16 protein-coding genes and 1 tRNA gene are annotated in these 15,438 nt (G+C 61.5%); 8 read left to right on the forward strand and 9 right to left on the reverse strand.

Annotated elements, in window-relative coordinates; all coding sequences use genetic code 11:
- Positions 1-6 precede the first annotated feature (6 nt).
- From HMPREF3172_RS10365 to HMPREF3172_RS02515, 7 genes are all read left to right on the forward strand, one after another.
- Positions 7-468 carry a hypothetical protein gene (locus HMPREF3172_RS10365; RefSeq protein ID WP_141741554.1) on the forward strand — a complete coding sequence of 154 codons (462 nt, stop codon included), beginning with the start codon at positions 7-9 and terminating at the stop codon, positions 466-468.
- A complete protein-coding gene (locus HMPREF3172_RS10240) occupies positions 465-1,085 on the forward strand; it encodes a prepilin peptidase (RefSeq protein WP_176746119.1) in 621 nt (206 codons plus the stop codon). The genes HMPREF3172_RS10365 and HMPREF3172_RS10240 overlap by 4 nt, the downstream gene beginning before the upstream one ends.
- Positions 1,086-1,153: 68 nt before the next feature.
- Complete coding sequence (locus tag HMPREF3172_RS02495) at positions 1,154-2,722, forward strand: hypothetical protein (protein WP_141741555.1); 1,569 nt, start codon at positions 1,154-1,156, stop codon at positions 2,720-2,722.
- Positions 2,723-2,754: 32 nt separating this feature from the next.
- Positions 2,755-3,360: a hypothetical protein gene (locus HMPREF3172_RS02500; protein WP_141738864.1), complete on the forward strand. Its 606-nt coding sequence runs from the start codon at positions 2,755-2,757 to the stop codon at positions 3,358-3,360.
- A 2-nt stretch (positions 3,361-3,362) separates the two neighbouring features.
- Positions 3,363-3,725 (forward strand): hypothetical protein, encoded by a 363-nt coding sequence (locus HMPREF3172_RS02505; RefSeq protein WP_141741556.1) that lies wholly within the window; start codon positions 3,363-3,365, stop codon positions 3,723-3,725.
- Between the two features lie 70 nt (positions 3,726-3,795).
- On the forward strand, positions 3,796-4,299 hold the full coding sequence (locus HMPREF3172_RS02510) for a hypothetical protein (RefSeq protein ID WP_070515151.1): 504 nt from the start codon (positions 3,796-3,798) through the stop codon (positions 4,297-4,299).
- Positions 4,300-4,406: 107 nt separating this feature from the next.
- Positions 4,407-4,808: a DoxX family protein gene (locus tag HMPREF3172_RS02515; protein ID WP_070515153.1), complete on the forward strand. Its 402-nt coding sequence runs from the start codon at positions 4,407-4,409 to the stop codon at positions 4,806-4,808.
- 184 nt (positions 4,809-4,992) lie between these two features.
- Here HMPREF3172_RS02515 and HMPREF3172_RS02520 read toward each other — a convergent pair.
- From HMPREF3172_RS02520 to mshD, 9 genes are all read right to left on the reverse strand, one after another.
- Positions 4,993-5,065, reverse strand: a tRNA-Lys gene (locus HMPREF3172_RS02520).
- Positions 5,066-5,114: 49 nt separating this feature from the next.
- The gene (locus HMPREF3172_RS02525) at positions 5,115-5,648 is read right to left on the reverse strand and encodes a glycosyl-4,4'-diaponeurosporenoate acyltransferase CrtO family protein (RefSeq protein ID WP_070515154.1); all 534 of its coding nucleotides are present in this window, start codon (positions 5,646-5,648) and stop codon (positions 5,115-5,117) included.
- Positions 5,649-5,953: 305 nt separating this feature from the next.
- Entirely contained in the window at positions 5,954-6,733 is a 780-nt protein-coding gene (pstB, locus tag HMPREF3172_RS02530; RefSeq protein ID WP_070515156.1) for a phosphate ABC transporter ATP-binding protein PstB, read from the reverse strand.
- Between the two features lie 109 nt (positions 6,734-6,842).
- On the reverse strand, positions 6,843-8,003 hold the full coding sequence (pstA, locus tag HMPREF3172_RS02535) for a phosphate ABC transporter permease PstA (protein WP_070515158.1): 1,161 nt from the start codon (positions 8,001-8,003) through the stop codon (positions 6,843-6,845).
- Positions 8,003-8,971, reverse strand: a complete 969-nt coding sequence (gene pstC / locus HMPREF3172_RS02540) for a phosphate ABC transporter permease subunit PstC (RefSeq protein ID WP_070515160.1) — start codon at positions 8,969-8,971, stop codon at positions 8,003-8,005. The genes pstA and pstC overlap by 1 nt, the downstream gene beginning before the upstream one ends.
- A gap of 117 nt (positions 8,972-9,088) precedes the next feature.
- Complete coding sequence (gene pstS / locus HMPREF3172_RS02545) at positions 9,089-10,198, reverse strand: phosphate ABC transporter substrate-binding protein PstS (RefSeq protein WP_070515162.1); 1,110 nt, start codon at positions 10,196-10,198, stop codon at positions 9,089-9,091.
- 218 nt (positions 10,199-10,416) lie between these two features.
- A complete protein-coding gene (locus HMPREF3172_RS02550) occupies positions 10,417-11,391 on the reverse strand; it encodes an NUDIX hydrolase (protein WP_070515164.1) in 975 nt (324 codons plus the stop codon).
- The gene (locus tag HMPREF3172_RS02555) at positions 11,388-13,532 is read right to left on the reverse strand and encodes an RNA degradosome polyphosphate kinase (RefSeq protein ID WP_070515166.1); all 2,145 of its coding nucleotides are present in this window, start codon (positions 13,530-13,532) and stop codon (positions 11,388-11,390) included. The genes HMPREF3172_RS02550 and HMPREF3172_RS02555 overlap by 4 nt, the downstream gene beginning before the upstream one ends.
- Positions 13,532-14,467 carry a mycothiol synthase gene (gene mshD, locus HMPREF3172_RS02560; RefSeq protein ID WP_176746120.1) on the reverse strand — a complete coding sequence of 312 codons (936 nt, stop codon included), beginning with the start codon at positions 14,465-14,467 and terminating at the stop codon, positions 13,532-13,534. The genes HMPREF3172_RS02555 and mshD overlap by 1 nt, the downstream gene beginning before the upstream one ends.
- Before the next feature lie 115 nt (positions 14,468-14,582).
- On the opposite strand from mshD, the gene HMPREF3172_RS02565 reads away from it, so the two are divergent.
- Positions 14,583-15,413, forward strand: coding sequence for an ammonia permease (locus HMPREF3172_RS02565; RefSeq protein WP_239233580.1), 831 nt, complete (start codon positions 14,583-14,585; stop codon positions 15,411-15,413).
- Positions 15,414-15,438 lie beyond the last annotated feature (25 nt).

Genomic DNA, 15,438 nt, shown 5'->3' on the forward strand with positions numbered 1-15,438 from the left:
GTGCGCGTGTTTCCCTCCATCGTCGTGTTCGCTGCTTTCGCGCACCTGGTTGTTGTTCTGTTTTCGACGGCCGTCGGTCTGATGGTCATTCCGAGCGTTTCCGTTCTGTGGGGGAGTGCGGCGGCGTCTGTTCTGGTCCTTGTCGGTGTGCTGCTTTTGCACGTCTGTGTTGACGGTGCGTTCACGGTGGCTATGCGCCGACTGTCGGCGTCTTTTTCCATGTGCGCGGTGAACATGCTGGTTGCGCACGTGATTGTCATTGCGCTCGGGGTGGGGTTGGCTGCCGCGGGAATCTACGTGTGGGCCCAGCCGGTGGAACATGAACTGTACGTGCAGGCGGCTTTCATGCTGGGATGGGCCGTGCTAAGCGTTGCTTTGGGGCTGGCAGTCGCTGCCGTGTGGCCTTCGGCCAGTGCCGGTGTGTCTCAGCGCTTTGCGAACCGGCGGCAGCGAAACCGGCGCCTATGAGCCGGGAATCAGACAGTCGCTTCCGCACCTGGCTGAGGACGCGAACTCTGTTCGCTGACTCTGAGCCCACGAGGTGGGGCTGGGGTATCTGTGCTGTTGTTGCGGTTGTCCTTGCCTGTGCCGTGTGGCTGCTTATGGGGCCCAGTGCCGGTTGGCACCGGGTTCCCGCGGTGATCTTCGCTCTTGCTGTGCCGCTGCTGATCTGGGTGGATCTGCGTGAGCACCGACTGCCGGACCTTGTTGTTCTGCCGCTGTTGGGGCTTGTCATTGCGGGCAGCGTGTGGGCCGCGATAGCTGACGATGCGGGGGACCGCTTAGTTCAGGCGGTTGTGGGCGCGGTGCTCCTCACCGCGGTTTTCGGCGTTCTGTTTGTTCTGGCTCCCGCGTCTTTGGGGTTCGGTGATGTCAAACTCGCCGCGGTCATCGGCCTGCTGATCGGCTGGTATGGCTGGCGAATGGTCATTGGCGCCCTCGTCCTGACGCTGTGCGTGGGAGTTGTTCACGGGCTGCTTGTCGCGGTCGTGCTCCGGCGTGTGAAGAACGTTCACATCGCCTTTGGTCCCGCGATGCTGGTGGCTGCTCTCATCACCTGTGTTGGTGCCGCAGCGCTGACCTGAACATATGGGCCCCAAGGTGGGCCCTTGTGCTGTTCTGCCCAGGCGAGCCAGGCCATACCGTGACGTGCATGACAGTCTTTGCGCCACCTCGGCATCGTCGTGAAGAAGAACGGCAGCACAGCGAACACCGACAGTCCCCGGAAGGCACCTCGGGTGCCCCTCGTCGACGGAATGGCGAGCGCGGCCTCGTATCAGTGGAGTACCTGGCCACAGCGTTCATTGCCGCTGCACTCATCGGTGTGCTCGTCGCCGTTCCGGTCTCGACGCAGCCGACGGTGACGAACGGCTTCAAAGACGCAGTGTGCAAGATCTTCGGCATGGGGTGCGAAGGCGGCCCCCAAGGGCAGAGCCCCATTGCTGAAAGCGACGGTGAACAGCACGAGGTCGAACCGCCGACGTGCACCGTGAGCCGCTCTAAGGAAAAGACTTCGTACTCCGGATCGGGCAAGTTCTTCGAAATCGACAGTGGCTGGGGGCTGCAACACGATGTCACCAGCGACGGCAAGCACAAGCTGCGACTGTCGACGGATTACGGAGGCGGCATAGGTGCGGAAGAAGGCGGAGACGTCGGCAAAGCAAAGCTGAAAGCTGAGATTCGCGCACGCCTTGGCCTCGAGATGGGTGACACGTGGGAGGTCGACAGTGCAGAAGAGGCGCAGGAATTTGCTGAAAACCTCAAGGACTACGCGCACTACAAGATGTTTGACAATGTCAGCGGCGACACTGTGGGCCAATTCTTCTCGAGGCTGACCGGTGGGCCGAAGCCGCCACCGGAACCCGACTCAAAGCGCAAAGCGCTTGACATCAGCGGCAAGGGCGAAGTGCAGGGCAATGCCGGTTTCAAATCCGGCAAAGCGTTCGACACCAAGCTCGGAGCAAAACTCAGTCTCGATGGCAACAAAATGTACGGGATCGAGACTTTCACCGACAGCGGCGACTACAACATCATCGTCGATTCCAACCGCAAGGGCGAACTCAACGGCCAGTTCAAGGCTGAGTCAAAGGCTGATAGCAAGTCAGCACCACAGATCGAAGGCAACGCCAACCTCGGCGGCCAGCTGGGCGGCGGAGAAAGAACGGTGCTGGGATTCAACGACAACCACGAACTGAATAACGTCCGCGTCCGCCAGAAGTTCACCTACGGCGCACAGGGCAAGGTCTCCGGTGAGGCCAAACTTCCGCAAGCTGGTCCAAACGGAAACGGCAAAGACGCGAATAACGAAGATCTTCCGGACTACGGTAATCGTGATCGCAGTTTGAAGGGCGGAAAGATCAAGGAGAGGTGGACATCCCTCGATGTCGATCTCACGAAGCTTTCGAAGGAAGACCGCGAGAAGGTCGAAATGGCAGCCTTTACCGGCCGTCTTGACAATGTGAATCTCAATCAGCTCATGAACAAAGGCCCGAGCAATGAGCTCGAGGAGATCATCTACAACAATACCGAGGCCAGCGATTTGGCGCAGGACACGTACGAACTCGATAAGAGCGAATCATCGGATGGGGCCAAGATCCTCGGTTTCGGCGCTGAACGTGAAAAGGAGAACTCCAATTACGAGCTTGTCGATTCGAAGTACGCTGGAGATATAGGCGAGGACGGTCTCCGAAAGGTCGAAACCAACGCCGATTGCCTCAAGTGAGCAAGGGAGAGGACAACACTGTGAAGCTGAATATGCGGAAGACGACGCTGGGATGTGCAGGTCTGGTGCTTGCGCTCTCGCTGACCGCGTGCGGTGGTTCGGGTGACTCCTCGGAGTCGCAGAGCGCCGGTGACGCTCCCCAGGCTCAGGAAGCGCAGCAGACGAAGAAAGGCAGTATGCAGGACGTAATGCTTGACCAGGTCAGCCTCGAAGTTCCCGAAGGCTGGGTGAAGAGCCCCGAAGAGGACTTCGACGGCGACTGGACTGAAGGCTACGACGATTCTGCTGATAGCCCCACGATCCGCGTTCGCGTAGCACCGGAGATCAACGACTCGCCTCACCCGGATGTTGTAGAGGCCGAGCTGGCGGCTCGTGCGCAGGTCGGCGGATTCTACGGTCCCGACTGGAAGGGCGGTAAGCGCGAGAAAGCAGACATCGACGGAGCGTCACGCGGCTTCACTGCCGACTTCACCTATGTTGCCGATGATGATTCGCAGATGCGCGGCCGGTGGGTCCTTATGACGGACCCGGAGACCAACAAGGTCGTGACAATCGAGATCGCCGGCGAACAGGACACCCTCAGCGAGGATCTCATGGAGAAGATTGCGGACTCGATTGAGCTCAAGCCGGGGAAGTGATCATGGACATCATCCGCGCATGGGTTGTCGGCGCAGTCGTTTTCGTCGTCGTTGACTTCATCCTGGGACTGGTCCTGCCGTTTGGGTCGCTGATGTTCCTCAACTTCCTGTGCCCCCTCCTGGCGGGTGTCGCAGCGGCAGCCGTGCACCTGTGGTCGGGTGAGGGAGGCTGGATTCGCCACGCGATCGCAGTGCTCGGCGCACCGATCTTGCTGTCGATCTACTACGCGCTGTTTACCCCGTGGAACCTGTCGACGGGTATCCTCATGGACATCACCACGGGCGCGCTGTTCGCACTGGCTGCGACAATTGGCGCAGTGATTGTGCACGTGGTGGAGCGCTTCGTCCTGTCCGCGGACGCCTGAGCTTTTCGATGGTGCACGACGCGGGCGCTTGCTGTGTTGCAGACTATCCCGTCCGACTTAGGATTCGGATATGACTTCGGATCTGATGATGGTGATCATGTCGCTTGTTGGCAACTTTTTGGGCGTTGCAGCAATCCTCGGCATCATCGTCTTTGGGGTCTTCCGCATGATGCCGGGCAGAGCAAGCGTGTCAAAGCGCTCCGGGGCCGTCGACGGCGTCGTGCGCGCAGTGCGCGTGACCCTCGAACCGGACCCATTCGCCAAGGTCGGAGTGCGGATCGACCGTCGGCTCAACCAGGTATGCATCGACGCAGATACACCTCATGGACGGCAGCGGTTTGTTGATCGGCCCGTGCGTCCGAACAATCTGCCGATGAAGATCCGGAGGCAGGTCTACAGCCTGAAAGCCCGCCGACACAATCTCAACTTCAACATTGACGACGAGGCTGAGCGCCGGCGCGCGGCAGAAGCAGCCGAGCACGGCGGCTACGAATTCCAGCTGGCCAGACCGTTGCCGGTGTTGTTTATTCCACCGAACTCACCGGATGAGCGGATCAGGTGGCGGCTGAACTGAAGGGGAGTGGGGTCACTCACTATCGGCTATGGCCGTGACCACCACGGCGCCCCCCAAGCGTAGGGTTGAAAGTGCAAGCAGATTTCACCCGACTTAAAAGAGGACGCATGTTCAACGCTCTTGCTCGCACCGCCGGCCGTGTTGCGATTGCTCCGCTGTTCGCTGTCAACGGTCTCGCGGCTGCCAAGGCGCCAGGACCTCGACCCCAGATGGCTGCTCCGACGCTCGACGCTCTGCGCGAGTACATTCCGGCGATCCCAAATGACGATGAGCTCGTTGTGCGCATCAACGGCGGCATCCAGGCAGCAGCGGGCCTCACCCTGGGCCTGGGCTTCTTCCCAAAGACATCGGCCGCCGTGCTCGCCGGTTCGCTCATTCCGACTACGATCGCAGGCCACGCTTTTTGGAAGGAAGAAGACGAAAGCAAGCGGGCGGCTCAGAAGACTCAGTTCTACAAGAACGCGGCCATCGTCGGAGGTCTGCTGGCTGTGGTGGGCGCAAAGAAGTAAGACGTCGAGACCCGTCCATACGCCCGCCCACTCTGTAGCCGGATTCTGCGGCATAGAAGCAGCTTCTATGCCGCAGAATCCGGCTACAGGGAGTGTGCGCACTGCTAACGGGTGTATTCCGGCTAAGGGGTGTGCGAAACAGCTTGCACGACTATTCGTGCAGGGCGTAAAGGGCATAAAAAAGTGGGCCCCGTGGGGATCGAACCCACGACCCACGGATTAAAAGTCCGTTGCTCTACCAACTGAGCTAGAGGCCCGCGCACACAGCGCCTGACCAGTTTATCCTTTGGCATGCCGCGGCTCAAATCACCCGCTGCGGTTCTGGTCTGCGCCCAGTCGGGTATGCAGCAGCCGCAACCGTGTCAGTATGCGCAGCTGTAGGAGGACAGGGTAGAGGTGACCCACGATGCCGATTATCAAGAGCGCCGCGGCCCACAGCTGTCCCTGATACGCGCTCGCCAACACGGTGCTGACGATGTGCAGTGCGAACGCCCACGCGTGGCCGAGAGCGGCAGCCCGCATGTGTCGCGGATCCATCTGAGCTGTCGGACGTTCTGAACGGCCTTTTCGCAGGGCCAGGACGTGGCGATTCCATCCGACTGTCGACAGAATCGCGTTGAACAGATCGACTCCCCATCGTCGTGCGGCAGTGCTTGACAACGACAGCTGCGCCCATACTCCATCGGGAATGCGGCGCTGCAGAGAATCTCCGACGAAAGGGGCAAGTCCGAAGCTCAAGAGCGCCGCCGTAATCGCGAAGCCCACCGAGCCTGCGCCAGCGGCATTTGCCACGACAAAAAGGCCGCCCGCTGATGCGAGCGTCAGCAGAAGTGCAATCACGTCTGTTCCCCACCTCTCCGCGTGAAATGATCCCACACCGGGACATCCGGCAGGTTCAAACGCCGCCTCACACGGCGTGCCGGACGAGTCCCGTTCATTTCGAATACCAGACAATAAGAATGCGGGGGTGGAAGGAGGACTAGTTCCTTCCACCCCCGCGGGGGATGAGCCGTCCAAAGGGAGAACCTACCCAGAAACTCCTCGGTGAACGCCTCAGACTGTGTGGTTCAGACCCTGTGGGCCTGCTGGGAGCGGCCTGCCTGTACCGTCAACAAACCGTGCAGGCAGGCGGTTTCAGTCGCAGATCATCCGAATCGGCCGGAGATGTAGTTCTGCGTTTCTTCTTTGTCCGGGTTCGAGAAGATCGTCGAGGTTTCGTTGAACTCGATGAGCTTGCCGGGCTTGCCGGTTCCCGCGATGTTGAAGAACGCGGTCTTGTCCGACACACGGGCGGCCTGCTGCATGTTGTGGGTGACGATCACGACGGTGTATTTGTCCTTGAGGGTGTTGATGAGGTCCTCAATGGCGAGCGTCGAAATCGGGTCAAGAGCTGAACACGGTTCGTCCATGAGGATGACTTCCGGTTCGACGGCGATTGCGCGTGCAATGCACAGACGCTGCTGCTGACCACCGGAAAGACCCGAGCCGGGCTTGTCCAGACGGTCCTTGACCTCTTCCCACAGGTTCGAGCCGCGCAGGGCGCGCTCGGCGAGATCGTCAGCTTCGGACTTGGAAAGCTTGTTGTTGTTCAGGCGAACCCCGGCAAGCACGTTTTCTTTGATCGACATGGTGGGGAAGGGGTTGGCCTTCTGGAACACCATGCCGACTTCGCGGCGCACGTTGACGGGGTCAACGCCGGGGCCGTAGATGTCTTTGCCGTCCATCTTGACGGAACCCTGGACGCTGGCGCCCGGGATCACTTCGTGCATGCGGTTGAGCGTGCGCAGCACGGTGGACTTACCGCAGCCCGATGGGCCGATGAAAGCGGTCACGGACTTCGGTTCGATGGTCATGGACACGCCTTCGACAGCGCGGAAGTCGCCGTAGAAGATGTTGAGATCTTCGATGTCGATCTGCTTGGACACGTTTCCTCCAAAAATCTGTTGCGGCTTATGCCGTTTCCCGGGATCCGGGGTGCCGACTGAATTCACGAGGTGGAAGTCGGCTGAATTCTTGTCTGTTGTGCTGGGTGGGTCAGCGGCCGGCCTTGGGGGCAAGGACCTTTGCCATGATGCGCGCACCGAGGTTGAGCACCATCACGATGATGATGAGCACGAGCGCTGCGGCCCATGCGCGGTCAACCGAGGCGATTGCTGCGCTGCCCGGTGCGGTCGGTCGGGTCACGGAGTCGTAGATGAACGTCGGCAGGGTGGACATCCATCCCGAGAATACGTTCCAGTTGACGCTTGCCGCGAAGCCGGCTGTCACCATGATCGGCGCTGTTTCACCGATGACGCGGGCAATTGCGATGGTGATACCGGACAGGATGCCCGAAATCGCGGTGGGCAGGACGATCTTGACGATTGTCTTCCACTTGGGAACACCGAGCGCGTAGGAAGCTTCGCGCAGGTCGTGAGGGACCAGGCGCAGAATTTCCTCCGTGTTGCGTACGACCACCGGGATCATGAGCACAGACAGTGCCACGGACGCTGCGATACCCGATTTCGCGGCCGTGAGGCTTTCGGGTGCGACGAGTCCGATGACAGTTGAGAACAGGGAGAAAGCGAACAGACCGGCGACGATCGACGGGATGCCCGTCATGACGTCGACGAAGAAGGTGATCGAACGGCCGAGCGCGCCGGCCTTCTTGCCGCCGGAGTATTCCACCAGGTAGACGGCGCACATGATGCCGACCGGAATCGAGATCAGTGCAGCGAACAGAGTGATGAGCAGCGTACCGACGATGGCGTGGTAGAAGCCGCCCAACAGTTCACCTTCACCGGCGGCGAACTCCTTGTCGTAGATGCCCTTCATGCCTTCCATGGATCGGGACAGGAGGGTGGAGTTCTCGACGAGGACGGGGCCGCCCTTCTCAATCGACATCCACAGAAGTGAGATGAGCGGAATGAGCGCCAGCGCGAATGCCGAAGCCACGAGTGTTGTGGCCACACGGTCGACTGCCTTGCGGCGGCCTTCGACCGTCCACGACCACCCGACGATGATGGCGAGGTTGATGACGCCGGCGAGGAACGCGGCAAGCGGAACGTTGAAACCGTGTGCGATGACGAACGTCAGGACGATCGCCAGGATGATGGAGCCCGCGGCGACGTACAGGGATGCGAACTTGGGCAGTCGCTTTGTGACCAGGTGCGATGAGCTGCGGTTCTTGTCAACAGTGTTTGTCTGGGTGTTCATCACTTCCCCTTCACGGTCGTGCGAGCAACGATCCAGCGTGCTGTCATGTTGACCACCAGCGTGATCGCGAACAGGACGAGGCCGATCGAGATGAGTTCAGAGAGGCGCAGACCTGCGGCTTCTGGGAAGTTGTGGGCGATTTCCGCTGCGATCGTCTGGTTGCCCGACAGGAGAAGCGACACGATCAGACCGCCCGAGGACAGAACCATGGCGACGGCCATCGTTTCACCGAGAGCGCGGCCCAGGCCGAGCATAACGGCGGACACAATGCCGGACGTGCCGAAGGGCAGAACAGCCATGCGGATCATTTCCCAACGAGTTGCGCCAAGAGCCAGCGCGGCCTCTTCCTGCAGACGGGGGGTCTGGAGGAAGACTTCGCGGACGAGCGACGTGATGATCGGCAGAATCATGATGGACAGGACGAAGCTCGCGGTGAGCAGGGTGCGGCCCGTCTGTGAAATGGCTCCGTCGTCGTCGGGCGCGAAAATCGGGATCCAGCCGAGGTACTTGGCCAGCCAGGCGTAGAGACCGACGAGGTTGCTCGACAGTGCCAGGCCCCACAGGCCGTAGACGACCGAGGGGATGGCGGCCAGAAGGTCGATCGTGTAGCCGAGGATGGGTGCGAGCTTGCGCGGGGCCATGTGCGTGGTGAACAGCGCAATGCCGATTGCGAACGGCGTTGCAATGATCAGCGAGATCACGGCCGAGATCAGTGTGCCGATGATGAGCGGGAACACGTAGGGCAGGAAGCCGCGTCCGCCGCTGATCTGCGAGGGGTCGTCAAACGACGCTTTGATGGTGTCCGTGGACTGAAGAAGCAGGAAGAATGCAACGCCGGCGAGGATGGCAAGAATGAAAATGCCTGCGCTGAGTGCAGCTGCCGAGAAGATGCGGTCACCGGGACGGATTACCGTGCGGGACTTCTTCGTGTCCGGAGCAGAGGCTTGTGTGTCTGTTGCTGTAGACAAAAGAGCTCCTGTGGTGTGGGTAGGTATTTCAACGGGCTGTGCGGCTGTTCGGAGTCCGTCCCGAACAGCCGCACAGCCCTAATGCTCAGTCTGAGTATGTTTCAGACCGGCGTAAGATCACTTCTTGACTTCGATCTTGTCGAGGGCAGAGGTGATCTTGTCGCGCATTTCAGAGGAGATCGGAGCCGAGCCTGCGCTTTCAGCAGCCGATTCCTGGCCCTCTTCGCTCACGACGAAGTTTTCCCAAGCCTTGACCAGGTCGACCTTTTCCTGGCTGTCGTAGGACGAGCACACGATGTGGTAGGACACGAGGACGATCGGGTAAGCGCCTGCTTCTTCGGTGTCGCGCTTGAGTTCGACAGCGATGTCGCCTTCGCCGCGGCCTTCGGCGACCGGCGAAGCGTCAACGACCTTGGCGGCCGCTTCGGGGGTGTACTCCACGAAGTCTTCGCCGACCTTGATCTTGGCGGTGCCGAGGTCGTCGGCAACTGCGGAAGCGTCTGCGTAGCCGATTGCGCCGTCGGTTTCAGAAACGAGCGAAACAACACCGTCGGTACCCTGTGCAGCTTCACCGCCGGCTTCCTTCGGGAACTCTTCGGCTGCTTCGTCCTTCCAGTCTTCGCCGGCTGCCTTGTTGAGGTAGTCGGTGAAGTTCTTGGTGGTGCCCGATTCGTCGGAGCGGTGGACAGCCGTGATCTTGGTGTCAGGCAGGTCAGCGTCCGGGTTCAGGTCGGCGATTGCCTTGTCGTTCCACTTGGTGATCTTGCCTGCGAAGATCTTTGCGGCGGTGGCAGCGTCGAGGTTGAGTTCGTCAACGCCTTCGAGGTTGTAGGCGATGGCGATCGGCGAAATGTAGACGGGGAATTCGAAAGCTCCGCCGTCGCCGCAGACCTTGTTGGCCTGCTCGAGTTCGTCGTCGTCCATGAATGCGTCCGAACCGGCGAAGTCTGCCTTGCCGGCCAGGAACTGCTTGCGGCCAGCGCCGGAGCCGTCGGGCGAGTAGTTGACGGTCACGTCGGAGTTCTGTCCGGTGAAGTCGGTGGTCCAGGACTGGATGGCGGCCTTCTGCGAGGACGCTCCGATGCCGACGAGTTCGCCGGAGACCTGGTCTCCGCCTTCGTTGCCTCCGCCGGATTCTCCGGTGGCGGATCCTCCGCCGCATGCGGACAGGGTGATTGCAGCTGCGGCGAATGCGGCTGCGGCAGGTGCGAGGCGCGTAAGCTTCACAAGAGTGCCTTTCTTTCGAGGTCACGGGGTAGGTTTTCCCTCAGTGCTCTTCAAAAGCTAGGCCGTGCGTGTAACGCCCAGGAACTTTTAAGGTTAACGGAAGGTGAACCTCTGCCAGGGCGCGGTGTCCCCCGCCACAAAAGGGCCTTCAAGCGACTATTGTGCCGATCTGTTCCTGCCGTTTGATCGGTTCGGACCGGTCGGTCGGGCAGTTGTTTTCAGGAGTCGATCGGGCGGAACCGCTCGAAGTCCACGATCTTCGGAATTGAGCCCGGCCGCACATAGGCCACAAGGATCTCGCCGGGGCTGAGGTACGGGTCTTTCTGCGGCAGCTTTTCCGCCAGGCCGGGCACACAGTATTCGGAGACGACGTCCAGGAATGTCGGCAGCACCGGTCTGTGCGAGCAGATGGCGGTCGTCTGGCCGCGCGCCATAACCTTCTTCAGCACCTTGACGGTCTTATTGGGGTTTTGGGTGTTCGCCTTCTCTGACAGCCAGCGGTTGGTGGAGATCTTCAGTCCGCGGCCTGCCGAGAACGGTTTGAGCGTTGCGGTGCAGCGTTTCCACGGGCTGGACAGCAGCTTGGGAATGTTCCAGGAACCCAAAAGGCCGGTCAGCGCCATCGACTGGCGCGTACCAATGGCCAGCAGAGGCCGCAGCGCTTCTGTTTCGTGCCATTTGGAGCGTGGGAAGGCCTTGGCGTGGCGGACGATGATGAACTGCCACGCCCGCAGCGAACCTGTTGAGTAGGCGAGTTTGAGCTTCTCCAGCTGTTCGCGGTCTGAGTGGCGGGAGACATTTTTTATGGCTTGGTCGACGGGCAGCCACCGCCCCTCATCGACTTCTTTGGGGTTGTCGGCCGCGGGCTTTTGGGTCGTGGTGACTTCAGCAGACCAGTACTTGACGTGCTTGGTGAGCTTCTTTCCCACCGTGTAGCGGGCGTCCGGCAACGGCAGGCCCAGGTGGATGATGTACCCGGTCTCTTCCCGGACTTCGCGCACGGCGGCTTCCGGAAGTGTTTCGCCTTTGTCGACTTTGCCCTTGGGGAACGACCAGTCTTTGTGCTTGGGTCGGTGGATGAGCAGGACTTCCAGCTGGCCGGTGAAGTCACGCCACAGAACTGCGCCGGCGGCAAAGACGTCGGCTTTGATCTTGGCGGATTCGCCGGCGTTGGCTACAGGGGTGGGGCTCACGGGCGCTCTCCTGGGCGACGGCGGTAGTCGGCGATGGTCACTTCCTGGTAGTTGGCGAGTTTCTCGCCGTCGGGTGAGCGGTCGATGTGCCGCCACACTCCCGCAGGACCCAGGACGAAGGATTCGGTCGCCGGGTCGAACGCGCGGTCGAACAGGGCGTCGATCTTGGCTATGTGTTCGGCTGATTTGAGTTCGACGAGAGCTTCGACACGACGGTCGAGGTTGCGGTGCATGAGGTCGGCTGAGCCGATCCACATTTCGGTGTTCCCGTCGTTGAGGAAGGAGAACACGCGTGAGTGTTCGAGGTAGCGGCCCAGCACGGAGCGGACTTCGATGTTCTCGCTCAGCCCCTTGATCCCGGGCCGGATGGCGCAGATGCCGCGCACGAACATCTGGCACTGCACGCCTGCGCGGCTGGCCAGGTAGAGCGCGTCGATGATCGCTTCGTCGACGATGGAGTTGACCTTGATGCGCACGCGAGCGGGTTTGCCGGCGCGAGCGTTTTCGGTTTCGCGGTTGATCAGGTGCAGCAGGCTGGTGCGCACTGACTGTGGTGCGACCACGAGCCGCTGGTAGTCCGAGCGGGGCGAATAGCCGGAGAGCTTGTTGAAGAGCTTCGAAATGTCTTCGCCCAGCACGGGATCGCGGGAAAGCAGGCCGAAGTCTTCGTAGCCGCGGGCCGTTTTGGGATGGTAGTTGCCGGTGCCCACGTGTGAGTAGCGGACCAGGCCGTCGCTTTCCTGCCGCACGACAAGACAGAGCTTGGCGTGGGTCTTCAGGCCCACGAGTCCGTAGACCACGTGCACGCCGGCCCGTTCGAGTTTGCGCGCCCACGAAATGTTGGCCTCTTCGTCGAAGCGGGCTTTGATTTCGACGACCGCGAGCACCTGTTTGCCGTCGTGGGCGGCTTCGATGAGCGCGTCGACGATCGGGGAGTCTCCCGAGGTGCGGTACAGGGTCTGCTTGATGGCCAGCACGTGCGGGTCGGCTGCCGCCTGTTCGATGAAGGCCTGCACTGATGTCGAAAAGGAATCGTAGGGGTGGTGCAGGAGGATTTCGCGTTCCGCTGTCGCTTCGAAGACGTCGACCTGGTTGGCGGTTTCGGTGGGTGCGAGGTCGCGGTTCATGCGCGGAACGGCCCGGGGGAAGTGCAGGTCGTCACGGGGAATGTCCGCAATGACCGACAGTCCCGTGAGGTCGAGCGGACCGTCCAGTTCGATGATTTCGGTGTCGGCGAGGTCGAGCTCTTCCTGCAGCAGCGCGCGCACGCGGGGGTGGATGTCGTGGGTGACTTCCAAACGGACGGGCGGGCCGAAGCGGCGGCGGCTGAGTTCTTTTTCCAGCGCCTTGAGCAGGTTTTCGGCTTCGTCTTCTTCGACTTCCATGTCTTCGTTGCGGGTGACGCGGAAGAGCGAATAGCCGACAATCTCCATGCCTTCGAAAAGGGTGTCGAGCTTCGTGGCGATGAGGTCTTCGATCGTGACGAAGCGGGCGGGGTGTTCTGGTGACACCACCCGGTTTCCGTCGGGGGACTCTGACACGTTGATGAATCGGGGCAGCAGGCCGGGCACTTTGAGGCGGGCAAAGCTCTCCGATCCTGTCGCGGGGTGGCGCAGCAGGATGCCGAGGTTGAGCGAAAGCCCCGAAATATAGGGGAAGGGGTGCGCGGGGTCGACTGCCAGGGGAGTGAGAACGGGAAAGACCCGCTCGCGGTAGAAGCGGTCGATCCGCTTGTGTTCGCGCGCGGTGAGTTCGTCCATCGACACGAAGTGGATGCCCTGATCGGCGAGCTTGGGCTTGATGTCGTCGAGGAAAAGCCGCGTGTGGCGTTTGGCCAGTGCACGCGAATGCTTGTTGATGGACCGCATGACCGCTCGCGGCTGGGCACCCGTGACAGAAGGCACGGCCAGTCCCGTGGCGATGCGGCGTTTGAGGCCGGCCACGCGGACCATGAAGAACTCATCGAGGTTCGACGCGAAGATCGACAGGAAGTTCACCCGCTCCAACAGCGGGGTTTCGGGGTCGTCCGCCATGGTGAGCACGCGCTCGTTGAACGCCAGCCACGACAGTTCGCGGTCGAGGTAGCGGTCCTGTGGTTCGGGAAGGTCGTGTTTCTTCCCGCTGGCGGCGACGTCGTACATCAGCGTTCTCCCTGCGTTGTTTCAGCGGTGTCCTCAGCCTGCGGCGGGGCGTAGCTGATGTGTGCAATACGGTGTGCAAACCCCAGACGGTCGTACAGGCCGAGGGCCTTGTCGTTGTCGTCTTCTACGTAGAGCTCGAGCATCTGCGCTCCGCGGCGGTCGATCATGTCGCCCATGCCGGCAACCATGAGTGCATTGCCGATGCCCTTTGCGTGCACGCTGGGATCTACAGCGATGACGTAGACCTCGCCCACCAGCAGACCGGAAACGTGTTCGGGGTGCATTTTGGTGTCGTGGAAGCCGATGACCCGGCCGTCCTGTTCGGCGATGATGACGTCGCGCGGGTCGAAATCAGCGCTGCGGGTGTGGCCGCGAATGTCCTCAATGGTCTGGTTGCCCTGTTCCGGGTGCCAGGAGAAGGCAGCGTTGTTGATTTCCAGCCAGCGCTCTTCGTCCGCGGTTTCAAAAGTGCGCAGCGAAACGCCAGCCGGCAGATCCAGCGGCGGCAGTTCGAGTTTTTCCACGCGCGGGGTCTGCAGCTGCAGAAGAGTGCGCTGCGGCGTGTAGCCGTATTCGGCGGCAAGAGCCGCGGCAGCCGGGTGGTTTCCGTGCGACCACGGCCACGTGGTGTGCTGACTTCCCTCAGCCCGCAGGCGCTCCAGCAGTTCGGTCCACAGCTTCTTGCCCAGTCCCTGACCTCTGAAGTCGGGGTGGATTGTGAACTCGACGGCACCTCGGGAGCCCAGCCCCGTGGCAATTCCGAAGCCGACGACGGTCGAGCCATCGACCAGAGCGACAGTGATCGTGTCGGCGGCATCCGCCGCATCGAGCACACCGTCTGACAGTGGGGGAACGCCGTCTGCGCGCTGCGCTTCTGCAAGAAGGCTGCGGACGCTTCCGTCAACGCGGGCGGGAGAGTGAATATCCCAGGACACAGCTGCTGCCACCTTTCGCGGCGATCGGGTTTCCGGCTTCGCGGCCACAGTATATCGACGCGCCGCGCTTTCCCCGCCATTAGGCAGACTCATCCGGCTCTGAGACGATAGGGCCGTGTACAGATGGTTTCGCGCCCTCGTGGCCTTGGTCGGAGCGCTCGCTTTGGGGGCAACCTCCCTCTTGGGAAGCTACCCGCTCGCCGGCGAGGCCGTTGCCGTCATACCCGTGGCCCTGGCAACAGCCGCTCTCGTCGGCGTTCTCGCTTTCGGCTGGCCGCGTCTGACTGACTCCCCGCAGCGCTGGCTGACGTCGATCATGCTGTTCGTGTTCGGCCTGGCCGGCATGGGCAGCACGTGGATGAGCATCTATCCGCCGCACCTGGAGTGGCTGCCGCTGCTGACGGGCTTGGCGCTGCTGTGGGCGTTCGTGCAGAACCTGGCGCGCGGCATTGAGGCCTCAAACGCCGTGGCCAATGTGTCGGCGCAGGTGGCCGGTGTGGTCGTGACGCTCGCGGCGTGTTCGTGGGCCGCGAGTTTCCGCCTGCCGGGCGATGAGTCGGCGATCATCATCGGACTGTCAGCCATTTTCTTGGCTCAATGCGCATCCATCCTGCCGTTCCCGGCCCGCTACACGTCGCCGTTGGCGATCATCGCGGGGCTCGTCGGCGCGCTCATCGCCTATTCCGCTTGGTGGTATCCGACCCAGACTCTCGTTTCAGCGAGCATCATGGGCGTGCTGCTCGGCGGTCTCGTCGCCGCTGTTGACCGTGCGCTCGCCCCGATTGCCGTCGGCCGCTTCCATGCGCGCAGTCCCAGGCGCAGTCCCAACCGCAGCAAAGTCCGCGAAGTCGGCGTCAACCTCACCCTGGGCGGAACACCTATTGCGCTCGGCGGTGTGGTTGTCTACATCTTCGATCAGCTGCCGCTGATCTTCCCCATGATCTGACCTGATCTGTGACCGGGTGGTCAGG

The sequence above is a fragment of the Brevibacterium sp. HMSC08F02 genome (genome assembly GCF_001807555.1).
Taxonomy (GTDB): domain Bacteria; phylum Actinomycetota; class Actinomycetes; order Actinomycetales; family Brevibacteriaceae; genus Brevibacterium; species Brevibacterium ravenspurgense.

Bases quoted from the DNA above. Each gene is read 5' to 3' on its own strand.
- HMPREF3172_RS02515 (WP_070515153.1), top strand. From the start codon at position 4,407: ATGTTCAACGCTCTTGCTCGCACCGCCGGCCGTGTTGCGATTGCTCCG.
- HMPREF3172_RS10240 (WP_176746119.1), top strand. From the start codon at position 465: ATGAGCCGGGAATCAGACAGTCGCTTCCGCACCTGGCTGAGGACGCGA.
- HMPREF3172_RS02555 (WP_070515166.1), bottom strand. From the start codon at position 13,532: ATGTACGACGTCGCCGCCAGCGGGAAGAAACACGACCTTCCCGAACCA.
- HMPREF3172_RS02500 (WP_141738864.1), top strand. From the start codon at position 2,755: ATGCGGAAGACGACGCTGGGATGTGCAGGTCTGGTGCTTGCGCTCTCG.
- HMPREF3172_RS02505 (WP_141741556.1), top strand. From the start codon at position 3,363: ATGGACATCATCCGCGCATGGGTTGTCGGCGCAGTCGTTTTCGTCGTC.
- HMPREF3172_RS02510 (WP_070515151.1), top strand. From the start codon at position 3,796: ATGACTTCGGATCTGATGATGGTGATCATGTCGCTTGTTGGCAACTTT.
- HMPREF3172_RS02495 (WP_141741555.1), top strand. From the start codon at position 1,154: ATGACAGTCTTTGCGCCACCTCGGCATCGTCGTGAAGAAGAACGGCAG.
- pstA (WP_070515158.1), bottom strand. From the start codon at position 8,003: ATGAACACCCAGACAAACACTGTTGACAAGAACCGCAGCTCATCGCAC.